The sequence below is a fragment of the Pseudomonas reactans genome, from assembly GCF_013387025.1.
Classification (GTDB): Bacteria; Pseudomonadota; Gammaproteobacteria; order Pseudomonadales; family Pseudomonadaceae; genus Aquipseudomonas; species Aquipseudomonas reactans.
In genome coordinates, this window is record NZ_JACAQP010000027.1 from 68,234 (window position 1) to 85,565 (window position 17,332).

General features: G+C 60.9%; 15 protein-coding genes. 8 read left to right on the forward strand and 7 right to left on the reverse strand.

Going from position 1 to position 17,332, the window contains the following annotated elements:
* Positions 1-2 precede the first annotated feature (2 nt).
* The 4 genes from acnD to HX793_RS22165 all read right to left on the reverse strand — a co-directional run bounded on the left by acnD (position 3) and on the right by HX793_RS22165 (position 5,500).
* Positions 3-2,597, reverse strand: coding sequence for a Fe/S-dependent 2-methylisocitrate dehydratase AcnD (gene acnD / locus HX793_RS22150; RefSeq protein WP_016979250.1), 2,595 nt, complete (start codon positions 2,595-2,597; stop codon positions 3-5).
* Between the two features lie 131 nt (positions 2,598-2,728).
* Entirely contained in the window at positions 2,729-3,856 is a 1,128-nt protein-coding gene (gene prpC, locus HX793_RS22155; protein WP_177004553.1) for a bifunctional 2-methylcitrate synthase/citrate synthase, read from the reverse strand.
* Between the two features lie 40 nt (positions 3,857-3,896).
* Entirely contained in the window at positions 3,897-4,790 is an 894-nt protein-coding gene (prpB, locus tag HX793_RS22160; protein ID WP_177052339.1) for a methylisocitrate lyase, read from the reverse strand.
* Entirely contained in the window at positions 4,790-5,500 is a 711-nt protein-coding gene (locus tag HX793_RS22165) for a GntR family transcriptional regulator (protein WP_016979247.1), read from the reverse strand. The genes prpB and HX793_RS22165 overlap by 1 nt, the downstream gene beginning before the upstream one ends.
* A gap of 272 nt (positions 5,501-5,772) precedes the next feature.
* Here HX793_RS22165 and rloA point away from each other — a divergent pair, with 272 nt between their 5' ends.
* The 4 genes from rloA to pabB all read left to right on the forward strand — a co-directional run bounded on the left by rloA (position 5,773) and on the right by pabB (position 10,381).
* On the forward strand, positions 5,773-6,309 hold the full coding sequence (gene rloA / locus HX793_RS22170) for a retropepsin-like aspartic peptidase RloA (RefSeq protein WP_028617525.1): 537 nt from the start codon (positions 5,773-5,775) through the stop codon (positions 6,307-6,309).
* Positions 6,310-6,314: 5 nt separating this feature from the next.
* Entirely contained in the window at positions 6,315-7,850 is a 1,536-nt protein-coding gene (gene rloB / locus HX793_RS22175; protein ID WP_177059804.1) for an osmotic stress tolerance membrane protein RloB, read from the forward strand.
* A complete protein-coding gene (locus HX793_RS22180) occupies positions 7,850-8,836 on the forward strand; it encodes an alpha-L-glutamate ligase-like protein (protein WP_177095754.1) in 987 nt (328 codons plus the stop codon). Before rloB ends, HX793_RS22180 begins: the two co-directional genes overlap by 1 nt.
* A gap of 201 nt (positions 8,837-9,037) precedes the next feature.
* Positions 9,038-10,381 (forward strand): aminodeoxychorismate synthase component I, encoded by a 1,344-nt coding sequence (pabB, locus tag HX793_RS22185; protein WP_177095756.1) that lies wholly within the window; start codon positions 9,038-9,040, stop codon positions 10,379-10,381.
* A 115-nt stretch (positions 10,382-10,496) separates the two neighbouring features.
* Here pabB and thrH read toward each other — a convergent pair whose 3' ends face one another.
* On the reverse strand, positions 10,497-11,114 hold the full coding sequence (thrH, locus tag HX793_RS22190; RefSeq protein WP_016979242.1) for a bifunctional phosphoserine phosphatase/homoserine phosphotransferase ThrH: 618 nt from the start codon (positions 11,112-11,114) through the stop codon (positions 10,497-10,499).
* A gap of 153 nt (positions 11,115-11,267) precedes the next feature.
* Between thrH and HX793_RS22195 the strand changes: the two genes are divergently transcribed.
* The 3 genes from HX793_RS22195 to HX793_RS22205 all read left to right on the forward strand — a co-directional run bounded on the left by HX793_RS22195 (position 11,268) and on the right by HX793_RS22205 (position 14,615).
* On the forward strand, positions 11,268-12,002 hold the full coding sequence (locus tag HX793_RS22195) for a phosphoadenylyl-sulfate reductase (protein ID WP_003214958.1): 735 nt from the start codon (positions 11,268-11,270) through the stop codon (positions 12,000-12,002).
* Between the two features lie 344 nt (positions 12,003-12,346).
* A complete protein-coding gene (locus tag HX793_RS22200; RefSeq protein WP_177052342.1) occupies positions 12,347-13,873 on the forward strand; it encodes an NCS1 family nucleobase:cation symporter-1 in 1,527 nt (508 codons plus the stop codon).
* A gap of 13 nt (positions 13,874-13,886) precedes the next feature.
* Positions 13,887-14,615, forward strand: coding sequence for an aspartate/glutamate racemase family protein (locus HX793_RS22205; RefSeq protein WP_177052343.1), 729 nt, complete (start codon positions 13,887-13,889; stop codon positions 14,613-14,615).
* A gap of 54 nt (positions 14,616-14,669) precedes the next feature.
* On the opposite strand, the gene HX793_RS22210 is transcribed toward HX793_RS22205, so the two are convergent.
* Positions 14,670-15,596, reverse strand: a complete 927-nt coding sequence (locus HX793_RS22210; protein ID WP_177095758.1) for a LysR family transcriptional regulator — start codon at positions 15,594-15,596, stop codon at positions 14,670-14,672.
* A 126-nt stretch (positions 15,597-15,722) separates the two neighbouring features.
* Between HX793_RS22210 and HX793_RS22215 the strand changes: the two genes are divergently transcribed.
* Positions 15,723-16,469, forward strand: coding sequence for a 3-oxoacyl-ACP reductase family protein (locus HX793_RS22215; RefSeq protein WP_177052345.1), 747 nt, complete (start codon positions 15,723-15,725; stop codon positions 16,467-16,469).
* 88 nt (positions 16,470-16,557) lie between these two features.
* On the opposite strand, the gene HX793_RS22220 is transcribed toward HX793_RS22215, so the two are convergent.
* On the reverse strand, positions 16,558-17,244 hold the full coding sequence (locus tag HX793_RS22220) for an HAD-IA family hydrolase (RefSeq protein WP_016979237.1): 687 nt from the start codon (positions 17,242-17,244) through the stop codon (positions 16,558-16,560).
* Positions 17,245-17,332: the final 88 nt, after the last annotated feature.

The window sequence follows — 17,332 nt, forward strand, 5'->3', positions numbered from 1 at the left end:
TCTCAGGCCGTCGCCGCCGATTCCAGGAAGTCTTGGGCGAAACGTTGCAACACGCCGCCCGCCTCATAGATCGACACTTCTTCGGCGGTGTCCAGGCGGCAGGTCACCGGCACCTCGACACGTTCGCCATTCTTGCGGTTGATCACCAGGGTCAACTGCGCCCGCGGAGTACGCGCGCCAACCACATCATAGGTCTCGCTGCCATCGATCTTCAGGGTGTGGCGGTCGGTGCCCGGCAGGAACTCCAGCGGCAACACGCCCATGCCCACCAGGTTGGTGCGGTGGATGCGCTCGAAACCTTCGGCCGCAATCGCTTCCACACCGGCCAGGCGCACGCCTTTGGCCGCCCAGTCGCGGGACGAGCCTTGGCCGTAGTCGGCGCCGGCAATAATGATCAGCGGCTGCTTGCGTTCCATGTAGGTCTCGATGGCTTCCCACATCCGCGTGACCTGGCCTTCCGGCTCGATGCGCGCCAGGGAACCCTGCTTGACCTTGCCGTTTTCAACCACCATTTCGTTGAACAGTTTCGGGTTGGCGAAGGTCGCGCGCTGCGCAGTCAAGTGGTCGCCACGGTGAGTCGCATAGGAGTTGAAGTCGACCTCCGGCAAGCCCATTTTCGCCAGGTATTCGCCGGCGGCGCTGTCGAGCATGATTGCGTTGGACGGCGACAGGTGGTCGGTGGTGATGTTGTCCGGCAGCACCGCCAGCGGGCGCATGCCCTTGAGCGGACGTGCACCGGCCAGCGCGCCTTCCCAATACGGCGGACGGCGGATGTAGGTGCTTTGCGGGCGCCAGTCGTACAGCGGCGCGACTTTCGGGCCGGTGTCTTCGTGAATCGCGAACATCGGGATATACACCGCGCGGAACTGCTCGGGCTTCACGGAAGCCTTGACCACCGCATCGATCTCTTCATCACTCGGCCAGATGTCCTGCAGGCGGATTTCCTTGCCGTTGGCATCGAGGCCGAGCACGTCTTTCTCGATGTCGAAACGGATGGTGCCGGCAATTGCATAGGCCACGACCAATGGTGGCGAAGCCAGGAAGGCTTGCTTGGCATACGGGTGAATACGCCCGTCGAAGTTGCGGTTGCCCGAGAGCACGGCGGTGGCGTACAGGTCGCGGTCGATGATTTCCTGCTGGATCACCGGGTCCAACGCGCCGGACATGCCGTTGCAGGTGGTGCAGGCGAAGGCCACCACGCCGAAACCGAGCTTCTCCAACTCGTGGCCTAGGCCCGCTTCTTCGAGGTACATGGCCACGGTTTTCGAACCGGGTGCCAGGGACGATTTGACCCACGGCTTGCGCGTCAGCCCCAGCTTGTTGGCATTGCGCGCCAACAGGCCGGCGGCAATCACGTTGCGCGGGTTGCTGGTGTTGGTGCAACTGGTGATGGCCGCAATGATCACTGCGCCGTCGGGCATTTGCCCCGGCACTTCGTCCCACTGGCCGGAGATGCCTTTGGACGCCAGGTCGCTGGTGGCAACGCGGGCATGCGGGTTGCTCGGGCCGGCCATGTTGCGCACGACGCTGGACAGGTCGAAGGTAAGGCCGCGCTCGTATTGCGCGCCTTTGAGGTCATCCGCCCACAGGCCTGTGTGGCGGGCGTATTGCTCAACCAGGGTGACTTGTTCGTCTTCGCGGCCGGTGAGTTTCAGGTAAGCGATAGTTTGCTGGTCGATATAGAACATCGCCGCGGTGGCTCCGTATTCCGGGGCCATGTTGGAGATGGTCGCGCGGTCGCCCAGGGTCAGTGCCGAAGCGCCTTCGCCGAAGAACTCCAGCCAGGCGCCGACCACTTTCTGCTTACGCAGGAACTCGGTCAGCGCCAGCACCATGTCGGTGGCGGTGATGCCCGGCAGCAGCTTGCCGGTGAGTTCCACGCCGACGCTTTCCGGCAGGCGCATCCAGGAGGCGCGGCCGAGCATTACGCTTTCCGCTTCCAGGCCGCCGACGCCGATGGCGATCACGCCCAGCGCGTCCACGTGCGGGGTGTGGCTGTCGGTACCGACGCAGGTGTCCGGGAACGCCACGCCGTCGCGCACCTGGATCACCGGGGACATTTTCTCCAGGTTGATCTGGTGCATGATGCCGTTGCCCGGCGGGATCACATCGACGTTCTTGAAGGCCTTCTTGGTCCACTCGATAAAGTGGAAACGGTCTTCATTGCGACGGTCTTCGATGGCACGGTTTTTCTCGAACGCGTCCGGGTCGAAACCACCGGCTTCGACGGCCAGGGAGTGGTCGACGATCAGTTGAGTCGGCACCACCGGGTTGACCTGGGCCGGGTCGCCGCCTTGCTGGGCGATGGCATCGCGCAGGCCGGCGAGGTCGACCAGCGCGGTCTGGCCGAGAATGTCGTGGCACACAACACGCGCCGGGAACCATGGAAAGTCGAGGTCGCGTTTGCGTTCGATCAGTTGGCTCAGGGACGCGTTGAGGGTGGCCGGGTCGCAGCGACGCACCAGGTTTTCGGCGAGCACGCGGGAGGTGTAAGGCAAGGTGGCGTAGGCGCCGGGGGTGATTGCCTCGACGGCCGCACGGGCGTCGAAGTAGTCCAGGCGGCTGCCGGGGAGCGGTTTGCGAAATTCAGTGTTCATCGTCAGGACTCAGTCACGGTAGGTATTCAGGGTTTCCCCCCTCCCCTGTAGGAGCCGGCTTGCCGGCGATGAGGCCCTTGAGACCGCCATCGCCGGCAAGCCGGCTCCTACAGGGATCGAGGTGTTCCCATTCAGCGACGTTCGATTGGCACGAACTTGCGCTGCTCTACGCCGGTGTATTCGGCGCTTGGACGGATGATGCGGTTGTTGGCGCGCTGCTCGAACACATGCGCGGCCCAGCCAGTCAGGCGCGAGCACACGAAGATCGGGGTGAACAGCTTGGTCGGGATGCCCATGAAGTGGTATGCCGAGGCATGGTAGAAGTCGGCGTTGGGGAACAGTTTCTTCTGCTCCCACATGGTCTTGTCGATGGCTTCGGAGACCGGGAACAGCACCTTGTCGCCTACTTCGTCAGCGAGTTTTTTCGACCAGCCCTTGATCACTTCATTACGCGGATCGCTGTCTTTGTAGATCGCGTGGCCGAAGCCCATGATCTTGTCCTTGCGCGCCAGCATGCCTAGGGTGCCCTCGACCGCCTCTTCAGCGGACGAGAAACGCTCGATCATTTCCATCGCTGCTTCGTTGGCGCCGCCGTGCAGCGGGCCACGCAGGGAGCCGATGGCGGCGGTGACGCAGGAATACAGGTCGGACAGGGTCGAGGCACACACCCGGGCGGTGAAGGTCGAGGCGTTGAATTCGTGCTCGGCGTAGAGGATCAGCGAGACGTTCATCACCTTGACGTGCAGTTCGCTCGGCTTCTTGCCGTGCAACAAGTGCAGGAAGTGGCCGCCGATGGAAGGCTCGTCGGTCACACAATCGATGCGCTTGCCGTCATGGCTGAAGCGATACCAGTAGCACATGATCGCCGGGAAGGCGGCGAGCAGCCGATCGGTGACGTCGCGCTGCACGCTGAAGTCTTGCTCGGGCTCGATATTGCCCAGGAACGAACAACCGGTGCGCATCACGTCCATCGGGTGAGCGTCGGCGGGGATGCGTTCCAGCACTTCTTTCAGCGCTTGCGGTAGGTCGCGCAGCTTGCTCAGCTTGGCGCTGTAGGCGGCCAGTTCGGCCTTGGTCGGCAATTCGCCGTACAGCAGCAGGTAGGCGACTTCTTCAAACTGCGCATCGGCGGCCAGTTCGCGCACGTCATAGCCGCGATAGGTCAGGCCGGCGCCCGCTTGGCCCACGGTGGACAATGCGGTCTGCCCGGCCACCTGGCCACGCAGGCCGGCACCACTCAGTACTTTTGCTTCAGCCATGTCGGTTCTCCAATCTTGAATTTATTAGGGAGGCTGTTCTTTACTTCTTGGCTGCGAACAGCGCGTCGAGCTTCTGCTCGAAGGTGTGGTAGTCGATGCGATCGTAAAGCTCCATGCGGGTCTGCATGGTGTCGATGACGTTTTGCTGGGTGCCGTCGCGGCGGATCGCGGTGTAGACGTTTTCGGCGGCCTTGTTCATGGCGCGGAAGGCCGAAAGCGGGTACAGCACGATGGAAACATCGGCAGATCTCAACTGTTCGGTGGTGTACAGCGGCGTGGCGCCGAACTCGGTGATGTTGGCCAGGATCGGCGCTTTCACACGGGAGGCGAACAGCTTGTACATCTCAAGTTCAGTGATGGCTTCCGGGAACACCATGTCGGCGCCGGCTTCGATGCAGGCGGCCGCACGTTCCAGGGCGGACTCCAGACCCTCCACAGCCAGGGCATCGGTGCGCGCCATGATCACGAAGCTGTCATCGGTGCGCGCATCCACGGCAGCTTTGATGCGGTCGACCATTTCCTGCTGGGACACGATTTCCTTGTTCGGACGGTGACCGCAGCGCTTGGCACCGACCTGGTCTTCGATATGGATCGCGGCCGCGCCGAACTTGATCATCGACTTGACCGTGCGCGCCACGTTGAACGCCGAGGAGCCGAAACCGGTGTCCACGTCCACCAGCAGCGGCAGGTCGCAGACGTCGGTGATGCGGCGCACGTCGGTCAGCACGTCATCCAGGCCGGTGATGCCAAGGTCAGGCACGCCGAGGGAACCGGCAGCCACACCGCCACCCGACAGGTAGATCGCCTTGAAACCGGCACGCTTGGCCAGCAGCGCGTGGTTGGCGTTGATCGCACCGACCACCTGCAAAGGATGCTCGCTGGCGACCGCGTCACGGAAACGCTGACCGGGAGTCGTCTTGTTATTGGAACTCATCATTCACCTCGTGATTGGGCAGTGCCGTCCGGGAAGTGACGGGCAATGTTGCGTTTGGATGCGCCGATATGTCGGCGCATCAACAGTTCGGCCAGTTCACCGTCGCGATCGGCAATCGCGTCAAGAATGCGGTGGTGCTCGGCAAAGGCCTGGCGTGGACGATTGGGGGTGGCGGAGAACTGGATGCGGTACATGCGCACCAATTGGTACAGCTCGCCGCAGAGCATTTGAGTCAGGGTACGGTTACCGGCGCCTTGAATGATCCGGTAATGAAAATCGAAGTCGCCTTCCTGCTGGTAATAGCCGAGGCCGGCCTGGAAGGCTTCGTCGCGTTCATGGGTGTGCAGCACCTGGCGCAGCTCTTCGATTTCCGCGTCGGTCATGCGCTCGGCGGCCAGGCGACAGGCCATGCCTTCGAGGGATTCGCGGATTTCATAGAGCTCGATCAGCTCAGCATGGCTCAATGAAACCACCCGGGCGCCGACATGCGGCACGCGCACCAGCAGGCGCTGGCCTTCCAGCCGATGGATCGCCTCGCGCAGCGGACCGCGGCTGATGCCATAGGTGCGCGCCAGTTCCGGCTCGGAGATCTTGCTGCCGGGGGCGATCTCGCCCTTGACGATGGCGGCCTGGATACGCCGGAAGACGTTCTCGGACATGGTCTGGGAATCGTCTTGCGCCACCACTGGGGATTCCAGCTGATCCAGCATATTGTCGACACCTTTAAAAGCAATGCCGCAAAAACTAGCCAATCAGCCCTGGATAGTCAAAGAATAAATCCATATTGTCGACAATCGTCTAATAACCGCCGATGCACCCTTGCAGGGCATGGCCGCCTGCCAGCGCTGGCGCCAAAAAAGCATCATGTTAGAATGCCCGCCACTTTTGCCTGACATCGCGAGATGAAACGGCGCACGAGGGAGCTTGCGCAGTAATGCCAGTCGCCTTGAATTGAACATCGCACTGCACCGCCTCGGGATTTATGAGACTCAAGCCCTTCCTTCTATTGATTTGCCTGCTGGCTGCACCGGGCCTTGGCGTCGCCGCCGAGAAGACCGTGTACGGCCTCAACGAATACGCCCAGTTGGCCGGGATCGACCTGGAAGTCGCCGCCAAACTGGACACCGGCGCCAAGACCGCCTCCCTCAGTGCCCGTGATATCAAGCGCTTCAAGCGCAACGGCGAATCCTGGGTGCGCTTTTACCTGGCCATCGACACCGCCCATTCCCACCCCATCGAACGCCCTCTGGCCCGCGTCAGCAAGATCAAGCGCCGCGCCGGTGACTACGACCCCGATGAGGACAAGAACTACACCGCCCGTCCGGTGATTGCCCTGGATATCTGCATGGGCACCGCTTTACGCAGCATCGAAGTGAACTTGACTGACCGCAGCGCATTCCAATACCCGCTGCTGATCGGCTCCGAAGCGTTGAAACGCTTTGATGCGCTGGTCGACCCCAGTCTTAAATACGCAGCAGGCAAACCCGCCTGCGCCGCCGACGCTCATACCGCCGAGTAAACCGAATGCGCTCTCTGACCCTGCACCTGAAAATCCTGATCGCCATCCTGGTGGTGCTGGGTATTTCGGTCACCGCCTACCAGATCTTCGTGCTGGGGATCCCCGTCACCGAGGACGCCACCGACGACTTGTGGAACATCGACGCCAAGGTCGAGTTCGTCGCCAACCCGAAAGACCCGGTGAAGATCCAGATGTTCGTGCCGCCTTTGAGCCGCGACTTCGTCAGCCTCAACGAGAGCTTTATCTCGAACAACTACGGCGTGAGCGTCAACCGCACCGACGGCAACCGCAAGGTGACCTGGTCAGCACGCCGCGCCAAGGGCAACCAGACCCTGTATTACCGCCTGGTCCTCACCAAGCGTTACAGCGGTGAAAAGGTCAAGGTCAAGGGCCCGACCTTCCGCGACAGCATTGCCGTGGAAGGCCCCGAAAAAATCGCCGCCGAAGCCTTGCTGGCGCCGATCCGCCAGCACTCGGCCGACGTCGAGACCTTTATCAGCGAAGCGATCAAGCGCACCAACAACCTCAATGACGACAATGTGAAGCTGCTGCTGGCCGGCGACCCGTCCACGCCGCACAAGGCCAAGATCGTCGAGTTGCTGCTGTCCATCGCCCACGTACCAGTGGAAAAGGTCCACACCATCCGCCTGGTGGCCGACCAGCCGCAAACCCCGGAACTCTGGCTGCGCAGCTTCAATGGCAATGACTGGCTGTACTTCAACCCGGAAACCGGCGAACAAGGTTTGCCTGCTGATCGCCTGCTCTGGTGGACCGGCGATGAAAACCTGATCACGGTGGATGGCGGCAAGAAGGCCATGGTGACGTTCAGCCTGAACAACAGCGAAATGAACGCGATTCGCCTGGCCAAGCTGACGGACGAAAACACCGACGCCAACTTCCTCGAATACTCGCTGTACGGCCTGCCGCTGCAAACCCAGCAGACCTTCATGATCATGGTGATGATCCCGATTGGCGTGCTGGTGATTTTGATCCTGCGCAACCTGATCGGCCTGCAGACCCTGGGCACGTTCACGCCGGTGCTGATCGCCCTGGCGTTCCGCGAGACGCAGCTGGGCTTCGGGATTGTGCTGTTTACGATTATCACGGCGCTGGGGCTGTCCCTCAGGTCGTACCTGGAACACCTGAAGTTGCAGATGCTGCCGAGGTTGTCGGTGGTGCTGACCTTCGTGGTGGTGCTGATCGCGGCCATCAGCCTGTTCAGCCATAAACTGGGGCTGGAGCGCGGGCTGTCGGTGGCGCTGTTCCCGATGGTGATCCTGACCATGACCATCGAACGCCTGTCGATCACCTGGGAAGAACGCGGCGCCAACCACGCGCTGAAAGTCGCGATTGGCACGCTGTTCGCCGCATCGCTGGCGCACATCATCATGAGCGTGCCGGAGCTGATCTACTTCGTGTTCACCTTCCCGGCGATCCTGCTGATCCTGGTGGGTTTCATGCTGGCCATGGGTCGTTATCGCGGCTATCGCCTGACCGAGCTGGTGCGTTTCAAGGCTTTTCTCAAGAAGGCTGACCAGTAATGTTCGGCTTCTGGAAGACCTGGAAAGCCCTGGAAGCTCGGGGGATCATGGGCATCAACCGGCGTAATGCCGACTACGTGCTCAAGTACAACAAGCGCAGCCTGTATCCGATCGTGGATGACAAGATCATCACCAAGGAGCGTGCCCTGGCCGCCGGCATTCATGTGCCGGAGATGTACGGGGTGATTTCCACCGAGAAGGAAATCGACAAGCTCGACGACATCATCGGCGGGCGCAGCGATTTCGTGATCAAACCGGCCCAGGGCGCCGGCGGTGACGGCATCCTGGTGGTGGCGGACCGCTTTGAAGGGCGCTATCGCACGGTGTCCGGCAAGATCATCAGCCATGAAGAGATCGAGCATCAGATCTCCAGCATCCTCACCGGCCTGTACTCGCTCGGCGGTCACCGTGACCGCGCGCTGATCGAGTACCGCGTGGTGCCTGACCTGATCTTCAAGAGCATCAGCTATGAGGGCGTGCCGGACATCCGCATCATTGTGCTGATGGGCTACCCGGTGATGGCCATGCTGCGCTTGCCGACGCGTCAGTCGGGCGGAAAGGCCAACCTGCACCAGGGTGCCATCGGCGTAGGCGTGGACCTTGCTACTGGCCTGACTTTGCGCGGCACGTGGTTGAACAACATCATCACCAAACACCCCGATACCACCAACGCGGTGGATGGCGTGCAACTGCCCAACTGGGACGGTTTCATGAAGCTCGCGGCGGGTTGCTATGAGTTGTGCGGGCTGGGTTATATCGGCGTGGACATGGTGCTGGACCAGGAGAAAGGCCCACTGATTCTTGAGTTGAATGCGCGGCCAGGGCTGAATATTCAGATTGCCAACGACTGCGGTTTGACCCTGCGAACGCATGCGGTGGAAGCACGGCTGGAAGCACTGAAAGCCGCTGGCGTGACGGAAACGCCGGAGGAGCGGGTGAAGTTCGTGCAGGAAATGTTTGGGCATATTCCACCGGTTGAGGGCTGACGGCCTCATCGCAGGCAAGCCAGCTCCCACAGATTGATCGCATTCCCATGTGGGAGCTGGCTTGCCTGCGATGGCTTTCTAACCAGCAACCGATCCCTCAAGATAGACCCTCAATCTGCTTATCCCCGACATCCCCTCTAGGACCAGAACCGACAGGGGACTACAATCCCCTCCCCCGCACCATTGGCTGATCCACCCCGCATGTCGACCTGTTCCGTACACCCGTTGCCCTATCGGGCCAACCCCGCCGAGTACTTCACGGCGATTCGTAACGCCCCTGGCGCGGTGCTGCTGGATAGCGGGCGACCGGCAGCCGAGCGCGGGCGTTATGACCTGCTGAGCGCCTGGCCACAAGCGACATTGACGGTATCGCCCGACGAAAGCGGTGTTGATTTCCTGCAACGCTTGCGGGCAAATCTTACGCAGTTGGGCAAGGCGGATCTGCCTGCTGGCTATGAGCTGCCGTTCGCGGGTGGGCTGATCGGTTACCTGAGCTATGACTTTGGTCGCCATCTTGAGCAGATGCCGCACCTTGCCGCAGACGATTTGCACCTGCCAGACGCACGGTTCGGGCTATATGCCTGGGCGTTGATCAGTGATCATCAGGCGCAGACCAGCCAGCTTGTGTTTCATCCGGCACTGGCCGAGAGCGAGCAACAACGCTTGATCACTCTGTTCGGCCAGCCGGTAGCCAACAACGCGGCGACCTTCAAGCTTGACGGCCCCATGGCTGCGGACCTCACCGCCGAGGCCTATCACCAGGCTATCGTACGCATCCAGGACTACATCCAGGCCGGCGACTGTTACCAGGTCAACTTTGCCCAGCGCTTCCGAGCGTCGTGCGCGGGCGACCCCTGGGTTGCCTACTGCGCCCTGCGCGAAGCCTGCCCGACGCCATTCTCCGGATTCCAGAGCCTGCCGGACGACGGCGCGGTGCTGAGCCTGTCGCCCGAGCGTTTTGTGCATATCAGCGAGCGCCGCGTCGAAACCCGCCCGATCAAAGGCACCCGCCCCCGCGGCCTGACGGCCGAAGAAGACGCCGCCAACGCCGCCGAACTGCTGGCCAGCCCCAAGGATCACGCCGAAAACCTGATGATCGTCGACCTGCTACGCAACGACCTCGGCCGCACCTGCCGCACCGGCTCGGTGAGCGTGCCGGAGCTGTTCAGCCTGGAGAGCTACCCCAACGTGCACCACCTGGTGAGTAGCGTCATCGGCGAATTGGCCGACGGCAAAGACGCCCTCGACCTGATCGCCGGCAGCTTCCCCGGCGGCTCCATCACCGGCGCGCCGAAGATCCGCGCGATGCAGATCATCGACGAACTTGAACCGACGCGACGCGGGTTGTACTGCGGGTCGCTGGTGTATCTGGACGTGCGGGGCGAGATGGACAGCTCCATCGCCATTCGCAGTTTGCTGGTCAAGGATGGGCAGGTGTGCTGCTGGGGCGGCGGCGGGATTGTGGCGGATTCGCAATGGGAGGCGGAGTATCAGGAGTCGCTGACGAAGGTGCGGGTGTTGTTACAAACACTGGAAGGGTTGTAGCGCCTGGGCCGGCCCCATCGCGGGCAAGCCCGGCTCCCACAGTTGATCGGGTTCACACCGCCTAAAGGTGGGAGCTGGCTTGCCTGCGAAGAGGCCATCCGCCGCACTGAAAAGCTTACAGGCTCAACGCCCGATTCGACGCTTTTATGAACTCTTTCTTCAAGTCCTCAAAGGTATGCACCGCCGGGAACTGCGGGAACTCGCGAATCACATTCTCCGGCGCATGGAACAGAATCCCACGGTCGGCTTCGCCCAACATGGTGGTGTCGTTGTAGGAATCACCTGCGGCGATCACCCGGTAGTAGAGGGTCTTGAAGGCCAATACCGACTGGCGCTTCGGGTCTTTCTGGCGCAGTTGGTAACTGACCACGCGATCGGTTTCGTCGGTGATCAGGCGGTGGCACAGCAAGGTCGGGAAACCCAGTTGGCGCATGAGCGGCTGGGAGAATTCATAGAAGGTGTCGGACAGGATCACCACCTGGAAGCGCTCGCGCAGCCAGTTGACGAACTCGATGGCGCCATCCAGCGGCTTGAGGGTAGCGATCACTGCCTGGATATCCGCGAGCTTGAGCCCGTGTTCGTCGAGGATGCGCAGGCGCTGCTTCATCAGCACGTCGTAGTCGGGAATGTCCCGAGTGGTGGCCCGCAGGGATTCAATACCGGTTTTTTCGGCGAAGGCGATCCAGATTTCCGGAACCAGCACCCCTTCCAGGTCGAGACAGGCAATTTCCACAAGACACTCCCATTGTTGATGTTGTCGGTTGAGCGAGCAAAAGGACTGCCGAACTCTAGCGATTCAAGCTCGCCGCCGCAACGCAGAGCGGATTTTGATACCATCGCTCCCCTATAGAGCGCTCAGCGCCACTGACCTGTAGGAACCGTCCTGATGAACCAAGCCTTCGACGTCGCTGAACTCGCCGCGACTTACGCCAACAAATCTGCCCAGGATATTCTCAAACTGGCGTTCAGCCAGTTCGGTGATGACCTGTGGATTTCCTTCAGCGGCGCCGAGGACGTGGTGCTGGTGGACATGGCCTGGAAGCTGAACAAGAACGTCAAGGTGTTCAGCCTCGACACCGGCCGCCTGCACCCGGAGACCTACCGGTTCATCGAGCAGGTGCGCGAGTTCTACAAAATCGACATCGAACTGATCTCGCCAGACCAGAGCAAGCTGGAACCCTTCGTCAAAGAAAAGGGCCTTTTCAGCTTCTACAAGGACGGCCATGGCGAATGCTGTGGTGTACGCAAGATCGAACCGCTGCGCCGCAAGCTCTCCGGCGTCAGCGCCTGGGCCACCGGCCAGCGCCGTGACCAGAGCCCGGGCACCCGCAGCCAGGTGGCGGCGCTGGAAATCGACACAGCCTTCTCCACCCCGGAACGCACCCTGTACAAGTTCAACCCGCTGGCGCAGATGACCAGTGAGGAAGTCTGGGGTTACATCCGTATGCTGGAGTTGCCGTACAACAGCCTGCATGAGCGCGGCTTTATCAGCATCGGCTGCGAACCCTGCACCCGCCCGGTGCTGCCGAACCAGCACGAACGCGAAGGCCGCTGGTGGTGGGAAGAAGCCACGCAGAAGGAATGCGGGCTGCACGCGGGGAATATCATCAGCAAGGCATGACCCTCTATCTGTACACAAGAATGTCACCATTAGTGCCATTCTTGTGTGCACTTATAAAATTACGCACCGAAAAGTTACATTCTTCCCCGCCTCAACACCCTCGCTATTTTGCACACACTTCACCCAACAAAATAAATAGCTGTTCAAACGGTCAATTTATATCGCTTTGAATTCAGCTACTTATTTCCTGTTCCTATAAAAACGAAATTACCCACAGTTTTCATAGATCAAAAACTGGCACGCAAGTGGCTTAAGGTGAAATGCGCTTTGTATACAATAAATACAAAACCTACATACACTTTGCCATCTGCGGCTTGGCTGCCGATGTGCTGGAGCCTGCCGGAATGCGTACAAGCCTCTCGAATAACATCGCACTGGATCTGCCCTCCTCCCTGAAGCCCGAAGCCATCGAGCCCGGTCCGCTGGTACTCAGCCCACGACTGCACAACAAGGACCTGGCGCCCACCAAAGTCGAAGGCCGGCGCTGGGGGCGCTACAGCATCTTTGCACTGTGGACCAATGACGTGCACAACATCGCCAACTATTCCTTCGCCATTGGCTTGTATGCCTTGGGCCTGGGCGGCTGGCAGATCCTGCTGTCCTTAGGGATTGGCGCGGCGCTGGTGTACTTCTTCATGAACCTGTCGGGATACATGGGGCAGAAGACCGGCGTGCCCTTTCCGGTGATCAGCCGTATCAGCTTCGGCATTCATGGCGCGCAGATTCCGGCGTTGATTCGCGCGGTGATTGCGATTGCCTGGTTCGGTATCCAGACCTACCTGGCCTCGGTAGTTTTCCGCGTGCTGCTCACGGCAATTCATCCAGGTTTTGCCGAATATGACCACAACTCGATCCTCGGCCTGTCGTCCCTCGGCTGGGCCTGTTTTGTGGCGATCTGGCTGGTGCAATTGGTAATCCTGGCCTACGGCATGGAGATGGTGCGCCGCTACGAAGGCTTCGCCGGGCCAGTGATTCTGCTGACGGTGGCGTCGTTGGCTGGTTGGATGTATTTCCAAACCGCTGGGAACATCGCGTGGTCGATCCGCGAACCGCTGAGCGGTGGCGAGATGTGGCGCAATATCTTTGCCGGTGGCGCGCTGTGGCTGGCGATCTACGGCACGCTGATCCTCAATTTCTGCGACTTCGCCCGCTCTTCGCCGTGCCGCAAAACCATCCAGGTTGGCAACTTCTGGGGCCTGCCGGTGAATATCCTGGTGTTTGCCGTGATCACCGTGCTGCTGTGTGGCGGGCAATTCCAGCTCAATGGCCGGGTGATCGAAAGCCCCACTGAAATCATCGCGGCGATTCCCAGCACCTTTTTCCTGGTGCTCGGTTGCCTGGCGTTCCTGATCGTCACCGTGGCAGTGAACATCATGGCCAACTTCGTCGCACCGGCCTTTGTGCTGAGCAACCTGGCGCCCAAGTACCTGAACTTCCGCCGTGCCGGATTGATCAGCGCCACCGTGGCGGTACTGATCCTGCCGTGGAACCTCTACAACAGCCCGTTGGTGATCGTCTATTTCCTTTCCGGCCTGGGCGCCCTGCTGGGGCCGCTGTATGGGGTGATCATGGTGGATTACTGGTTGATCCGTAAAAGCCGGGTGGACGTATTGCAGCTATATAGCGAAGACCCGAATGGCGTCTATTACTACAGCCGTGGGGTCAATTTACGCGCAGTAGCGGCCTTCATTCCCGCAGCCGTGATTGCCATTCTCCTGGCGCTGCTGCCCGGTTTCGCCAGCGTCTCGCCCTTTTCTTGGATGTTTGGCGCCGGTATTGCAGGGGTGCTGTACCTGCTGATCGCCAAGCGTCAGCCGTTCTACGCCGATGTCAGCGGCGAAAGCATTGCAGTCGATAACGTCAGTCATTAATCAAGGACATTCCATGCGTATCCTCGTGGTCAACGTCAACACCACCGAATCCATCACTGAAACCATCGCCCAGCAGGCACGGGCGGTGGCTGCGCCGGGCACTGAGATTGTCGGGCTCACGCCCTACTTCGGCGCGGAGTCGGTGGAGGGCAACTTTGAAAGCTACCTGGCGGCCATCGCGGTGATGGACCGGGTGATGGCCTACGACCAGCCGTTCGACGCGGTGATCCAGGCCGGCTACGGCGAGCACGGCCGTGAAGGCTTGCAGGAACTGCTCAACGTGCCGGTGGTGGATATCACCGAAGCCGCCGCCAGCACCGCAATGTTTCTGGGCCACGCCTACTCGGTGGTGACCACCCTGGACCGCACCGTGCCCTTGATCGAAGACCGCCTTAAACTGGCCGGCCTGTACCAGCGTTGCGCCTCGGTACGGGCCAGTGGGATGGCGGTGCTGGAGTTGGAAGAGGATCCATTGGCGGCGATGGAGGCCATCGTGCGCCAGGCCGAACTGGCCATCAGCGACGACAAGGCCGAGGTGATCTGCCTGGGCTGCGGCGGCATGGCGGGGCTGGATGAGCAGATTCGCCAGCGCACCGGTGTGCCGGTGGTAGACGGTGTAACCGCTGCTGTAACCATCGCGGAGTCGCTGGTGCGGTTGGGGTTGTCGACGTCGAAGATCAGGACCTATGCAACGCCGAGGGCGAAGAAGGTGATTGGCTGGCCGAGCAAGTTCGGCCGTTAGACCGAGTCGCGGCCATCGCGGGCAAGCCCGGCTCCCACATTGGAACGTGGGCGCCTACAAGGTTGCGTTGAATCGGTTACTGAGATGCTGTTCGGCAAATTGCTCGATGATGAAATCCACGAACGCGCGGGTCTTGCCAGGTAGCAGCTTGTGTTCGGCATAGTAGATGGAGATGTTGCCGTCGTCGACGTACCAGTCGGGCAGCACGCGTACCAACTTGCAGCTCGCGAGCCAGGGCACGGCGAACGGCATGCTCACCAGAGCGACGCCCAACGCTTGGTCGGCAGCGACGCAGGCCGCCTGCGAATCGCTCATGGTCATGCGTGCCTTGAGGTTCAGCGGGCCATGTGCGCCGTTGCGACCAGTGAGTTGCCAGGAACGCACGCGACCGGTTTGCGGTGAGCGAATCAAAATACCGTCAAAGGACTCAAGGTCTGCCGGCTGCGCTATCGCAGCACGCGCTGCCAGGTAATCGGGCGACGCCACCAACACCCGATGGGCCGGCGCGAGCTTGCGCGCGACCACCCCTTGGGGCAGTTCAAAACCGCCACCCAGCGCCGCATCGAACCCCTGGCCAATCAGGTCAACCTGGCGATTGTCGAAGTGCCAGTCGGGGCTGATATCAGGAAAGCGTTTTAAAAACTCACCCAGCAGCGGCACGATGTACAAGCACCCGACCACCGTGCCCATACTCACTTTCAGGGTTCCCACCGGCCGTCCTTCGGCGCTGGCGAGGTTGGCCATGGCATTCTGGATGGTGGTGAGGCTGCCGCTGACCTCTTCCAGAAACAGTTTTCCGGCTTCGGTCAGAGTGAGACGCCGAGTGCTACGCTGGAACAACCTGACACCCAGGCGCGCCTCCAGCTTGGCGACACTTTTGCCGACGGCTGCAGGGGTCAGGCTCAGGTGCCGCGCCGCTTCAGCGAAGCTGCCACCCTCGGCGCTGCGTACGAAGCATTCGATACTGCCAAAGCTTTCCATATCGACCCACTCTAAACTTTTGGTTTACACAGACTATAGCAATCACGGTCTACCGGGAGGGGCTGGCGAGGTCGATACTCGGTTCCAACAACAAGGCACCCCGCCTTGAACAGCTAGGAGATCGACATGACCACACAGAACCTCAGCGGCAAAGTCGCCTTGATTCAAGGCGGTTCTCGCGGCATCGGCGCCGCTATCGTCAAGCGCCTCGCGGCGCAGGGCGCAGCGGTTGCCTTTACCTACGTCAGCTCGGCCGCCAAGGCTGAAGAATTGCAGAACAGCGTGATCAGCGAAGGCGGCAAAGCCCTGGCGATCCACGCCGACAGCGCCGATGCCGGCGCCATCCGCAACGCGGTCAACGCCACGGTCGAAGCTTTTGGCCGCCTGGATATCCTGGTGAACAACGCCGGTGTGCTGGCCATCGCGCCGCTGGAAGATTTCAAGCTGGAAGATTTTGACCAGACCCTGGCGATCAACGTACGCAGCGTGTTTATCGCGACCCAGGAAGCGGCCAAGCATATGGGTGAAGGGGGTCGGGTGATCAACATTGGCAGCACCAATGCCGAGCGCATGCCGTTTGGCGGTGGTGGCCCGTATGCCATGAGCAAGGCGGCGCTGGTCGGGTTGACCAAGGGCCTGGCGCGGGACCTGGGGCCACGGGGCATCACGATCAACAATGTGCAGCCTGGGCCGGTGGATACCGATATGAACCCGGCGGACAGTGATTTTGCCGAGAGTTTGATTGGGTTGATGGCGGTGGGTCGGTATGGGCATGTGGAAGAGATCGCCAGCTTTGTGGCCTACCTGGCTGGGCCGGAAGCCGGATACATCACAGGGGCCAGTTTGACCATTGATGGTGGCTTCAGCGCATAACGAATGTGGGAGCTGGCTTGCCTGCGATGGCGATCTTGAGGACGCCATCGCAGGCAAGCCAGCTCCTACAGTTTTTTACCGCGTTTGTTCAGCGAAGAGGTGGCAGGCCGTAGGCTGCCAGATCGAAGTCCGCGAGTTTGCGGATGATCTGGTCGGCATGGTGGTATTTGCTGTCGGCCATGGCTTCATCCGGTACGGCGATGGCGGTCATGTGCGCGGCTTTGGCGGCGGTGACGCCAAACGGCGAATCCTCGAACACCAGGCAATCCTCGGGCGCAACGCCCAGGCGGCGGGCGGCCGTGAGGAAGATGTCCGGCGCGGGCTTGGCGGCGCCGACTTCAGGGTCGTCAGCGGTAACGATGGTGTCGAACAGGCCAAACCATTCGCGGTGCAAGGTGGTCTTGTGACCAAACGAATTGCGCGACGAACTGGTGCCCACGGCAATCGGGATATTGTGCGCCTTCAAGTGCCGCACCAAGGCTTCAGCGCCGGGCATGCCCAGGGCTTTTGGGAAGCGCTCGCTCATGAGTGGTTCACGGATCGTCAGGAATTCAGCGGGCGTGATCGGCAGGTCCAACGCCTTCACCACGTAGTCAGCCAGGTCCTGGGCGCCGCGCCCGATGATGTGCTGCTTGATACTCCAATCGTAGGTGCGGCCATAGCGTTCGGCGATGATCTGTGTAACTTCGGTGTAGATGCCTTCAGTGTCCAGCAACAACCCGTCCATATCGAAAATCACAGCCTTGATCGGGACAGCAGTACGTGGTGCATTCATCACAACAGATCCTTGGGGGAAGGACTAAAAGGATTCAGCACAATAGCGGTCCACCTTGCCTGCAAGCAACCGTTGCGACTCGGTATTG

Excerpts from the sequence above, each read along its gene's own strand:
- HX793_RS22195 (WP_003214958.1), top strand. The coding sequence starts at position 11,268 with ATGAACCAAGCCTTCGACGTCGCTGAACTCGCCGCGACTTACGCCAAC.
- HX793_RS22215 (WP_177052345.1), top strand. The coding sequence starts at position 15,723 with ATGACCACACAGAACCTCAGCGGCAAAGTCGCCTTGATTCAAGGCGGT.
- HX793_RS22205 (WP_177052343.1), top strand. The coding sequence starts at position 13,887 with ATGCGTATCCTCGTGGTCAACGTCAACACCACCGAATCCATCACTGAA.
- HX793_RS22210 (WP_177095758.1), bottom strand. The coding sequence starts at position 15,596 with ATGGAAAGCTTTGGCAGTATCGAATGCTTCGTACGCAGCGCCGAGGGT.
- rloA (WP_028617525.1), top strand. The coding sequence starts at position 5,773 with ATGAGACTCAAGCCCTTCCTTCTATTGATTTGCCTGCTGGCTGCACCG.
- HX793_RS22180 (WP_177095754.1), top strand. The coding sequence starts at position 7,850 with ATGTTCGGCTTCTGGAAGACCTGGAAAGCCCTGGAAGCTCGGGGGATC.
- prpB (WP_177052339.1), bottom strand. The coding sequence starts at position 4,790 with ATGAGTTCCAATAACAAGACGACTCCCGGTCAGCGTTTCCGTGACGCG.
- rloB (WP_177059804.1), top strand. The coding sequence starts at position 6,315 with ATGCGCTCTCTGACCCTGCACCTGAAAATCCTGATCGCCATCCTGGTG.
- HX793_RS22200 (WP_177052342.1), top strand. The coding sequence starts at position 12,347 with ATGCGTACAAGCCTCTCGAATAACATCGCACTGGATCTGCCCTCCTCC.
- HX793_RS22165 (WP_016979247.1), bottom strand. The coding sequence starts at position 5,500 with ATGCTGGATCAGCTGGAATCCCCAGTGGTGGCGCAAGACGATTCCCAG.
- pabB (WP_177095756.1), top strand. The coding sequence starts at position 9,038 with ATGTCGACCTGTTCCGTACACCCGTTGCCCTATCGGGCCAACCCCGCC.
- prpC (WP_177004553.1), bottom strand. The coding sequence starts at position 3,856 with ATGGCTGAAGCAAAAGTACTGAGTGGTGCCGGCCTGCGTGGCCAGGTG.
- HX793_RS22220 (WP_016979237.1), bottom strand. The coding sequence starts at position 17,244 with ATGAATGCACCACGTACTGCTGTCCCGATCAAGGCTGTGATTTTCGAT.
- acnD (WP_016979250.1), bottom strand. The coding sequence starts at position 2,597 with ATGAACACTGAATTTCGCAAACCGCTCCCCGGCAGCCGCCTGGACTAC.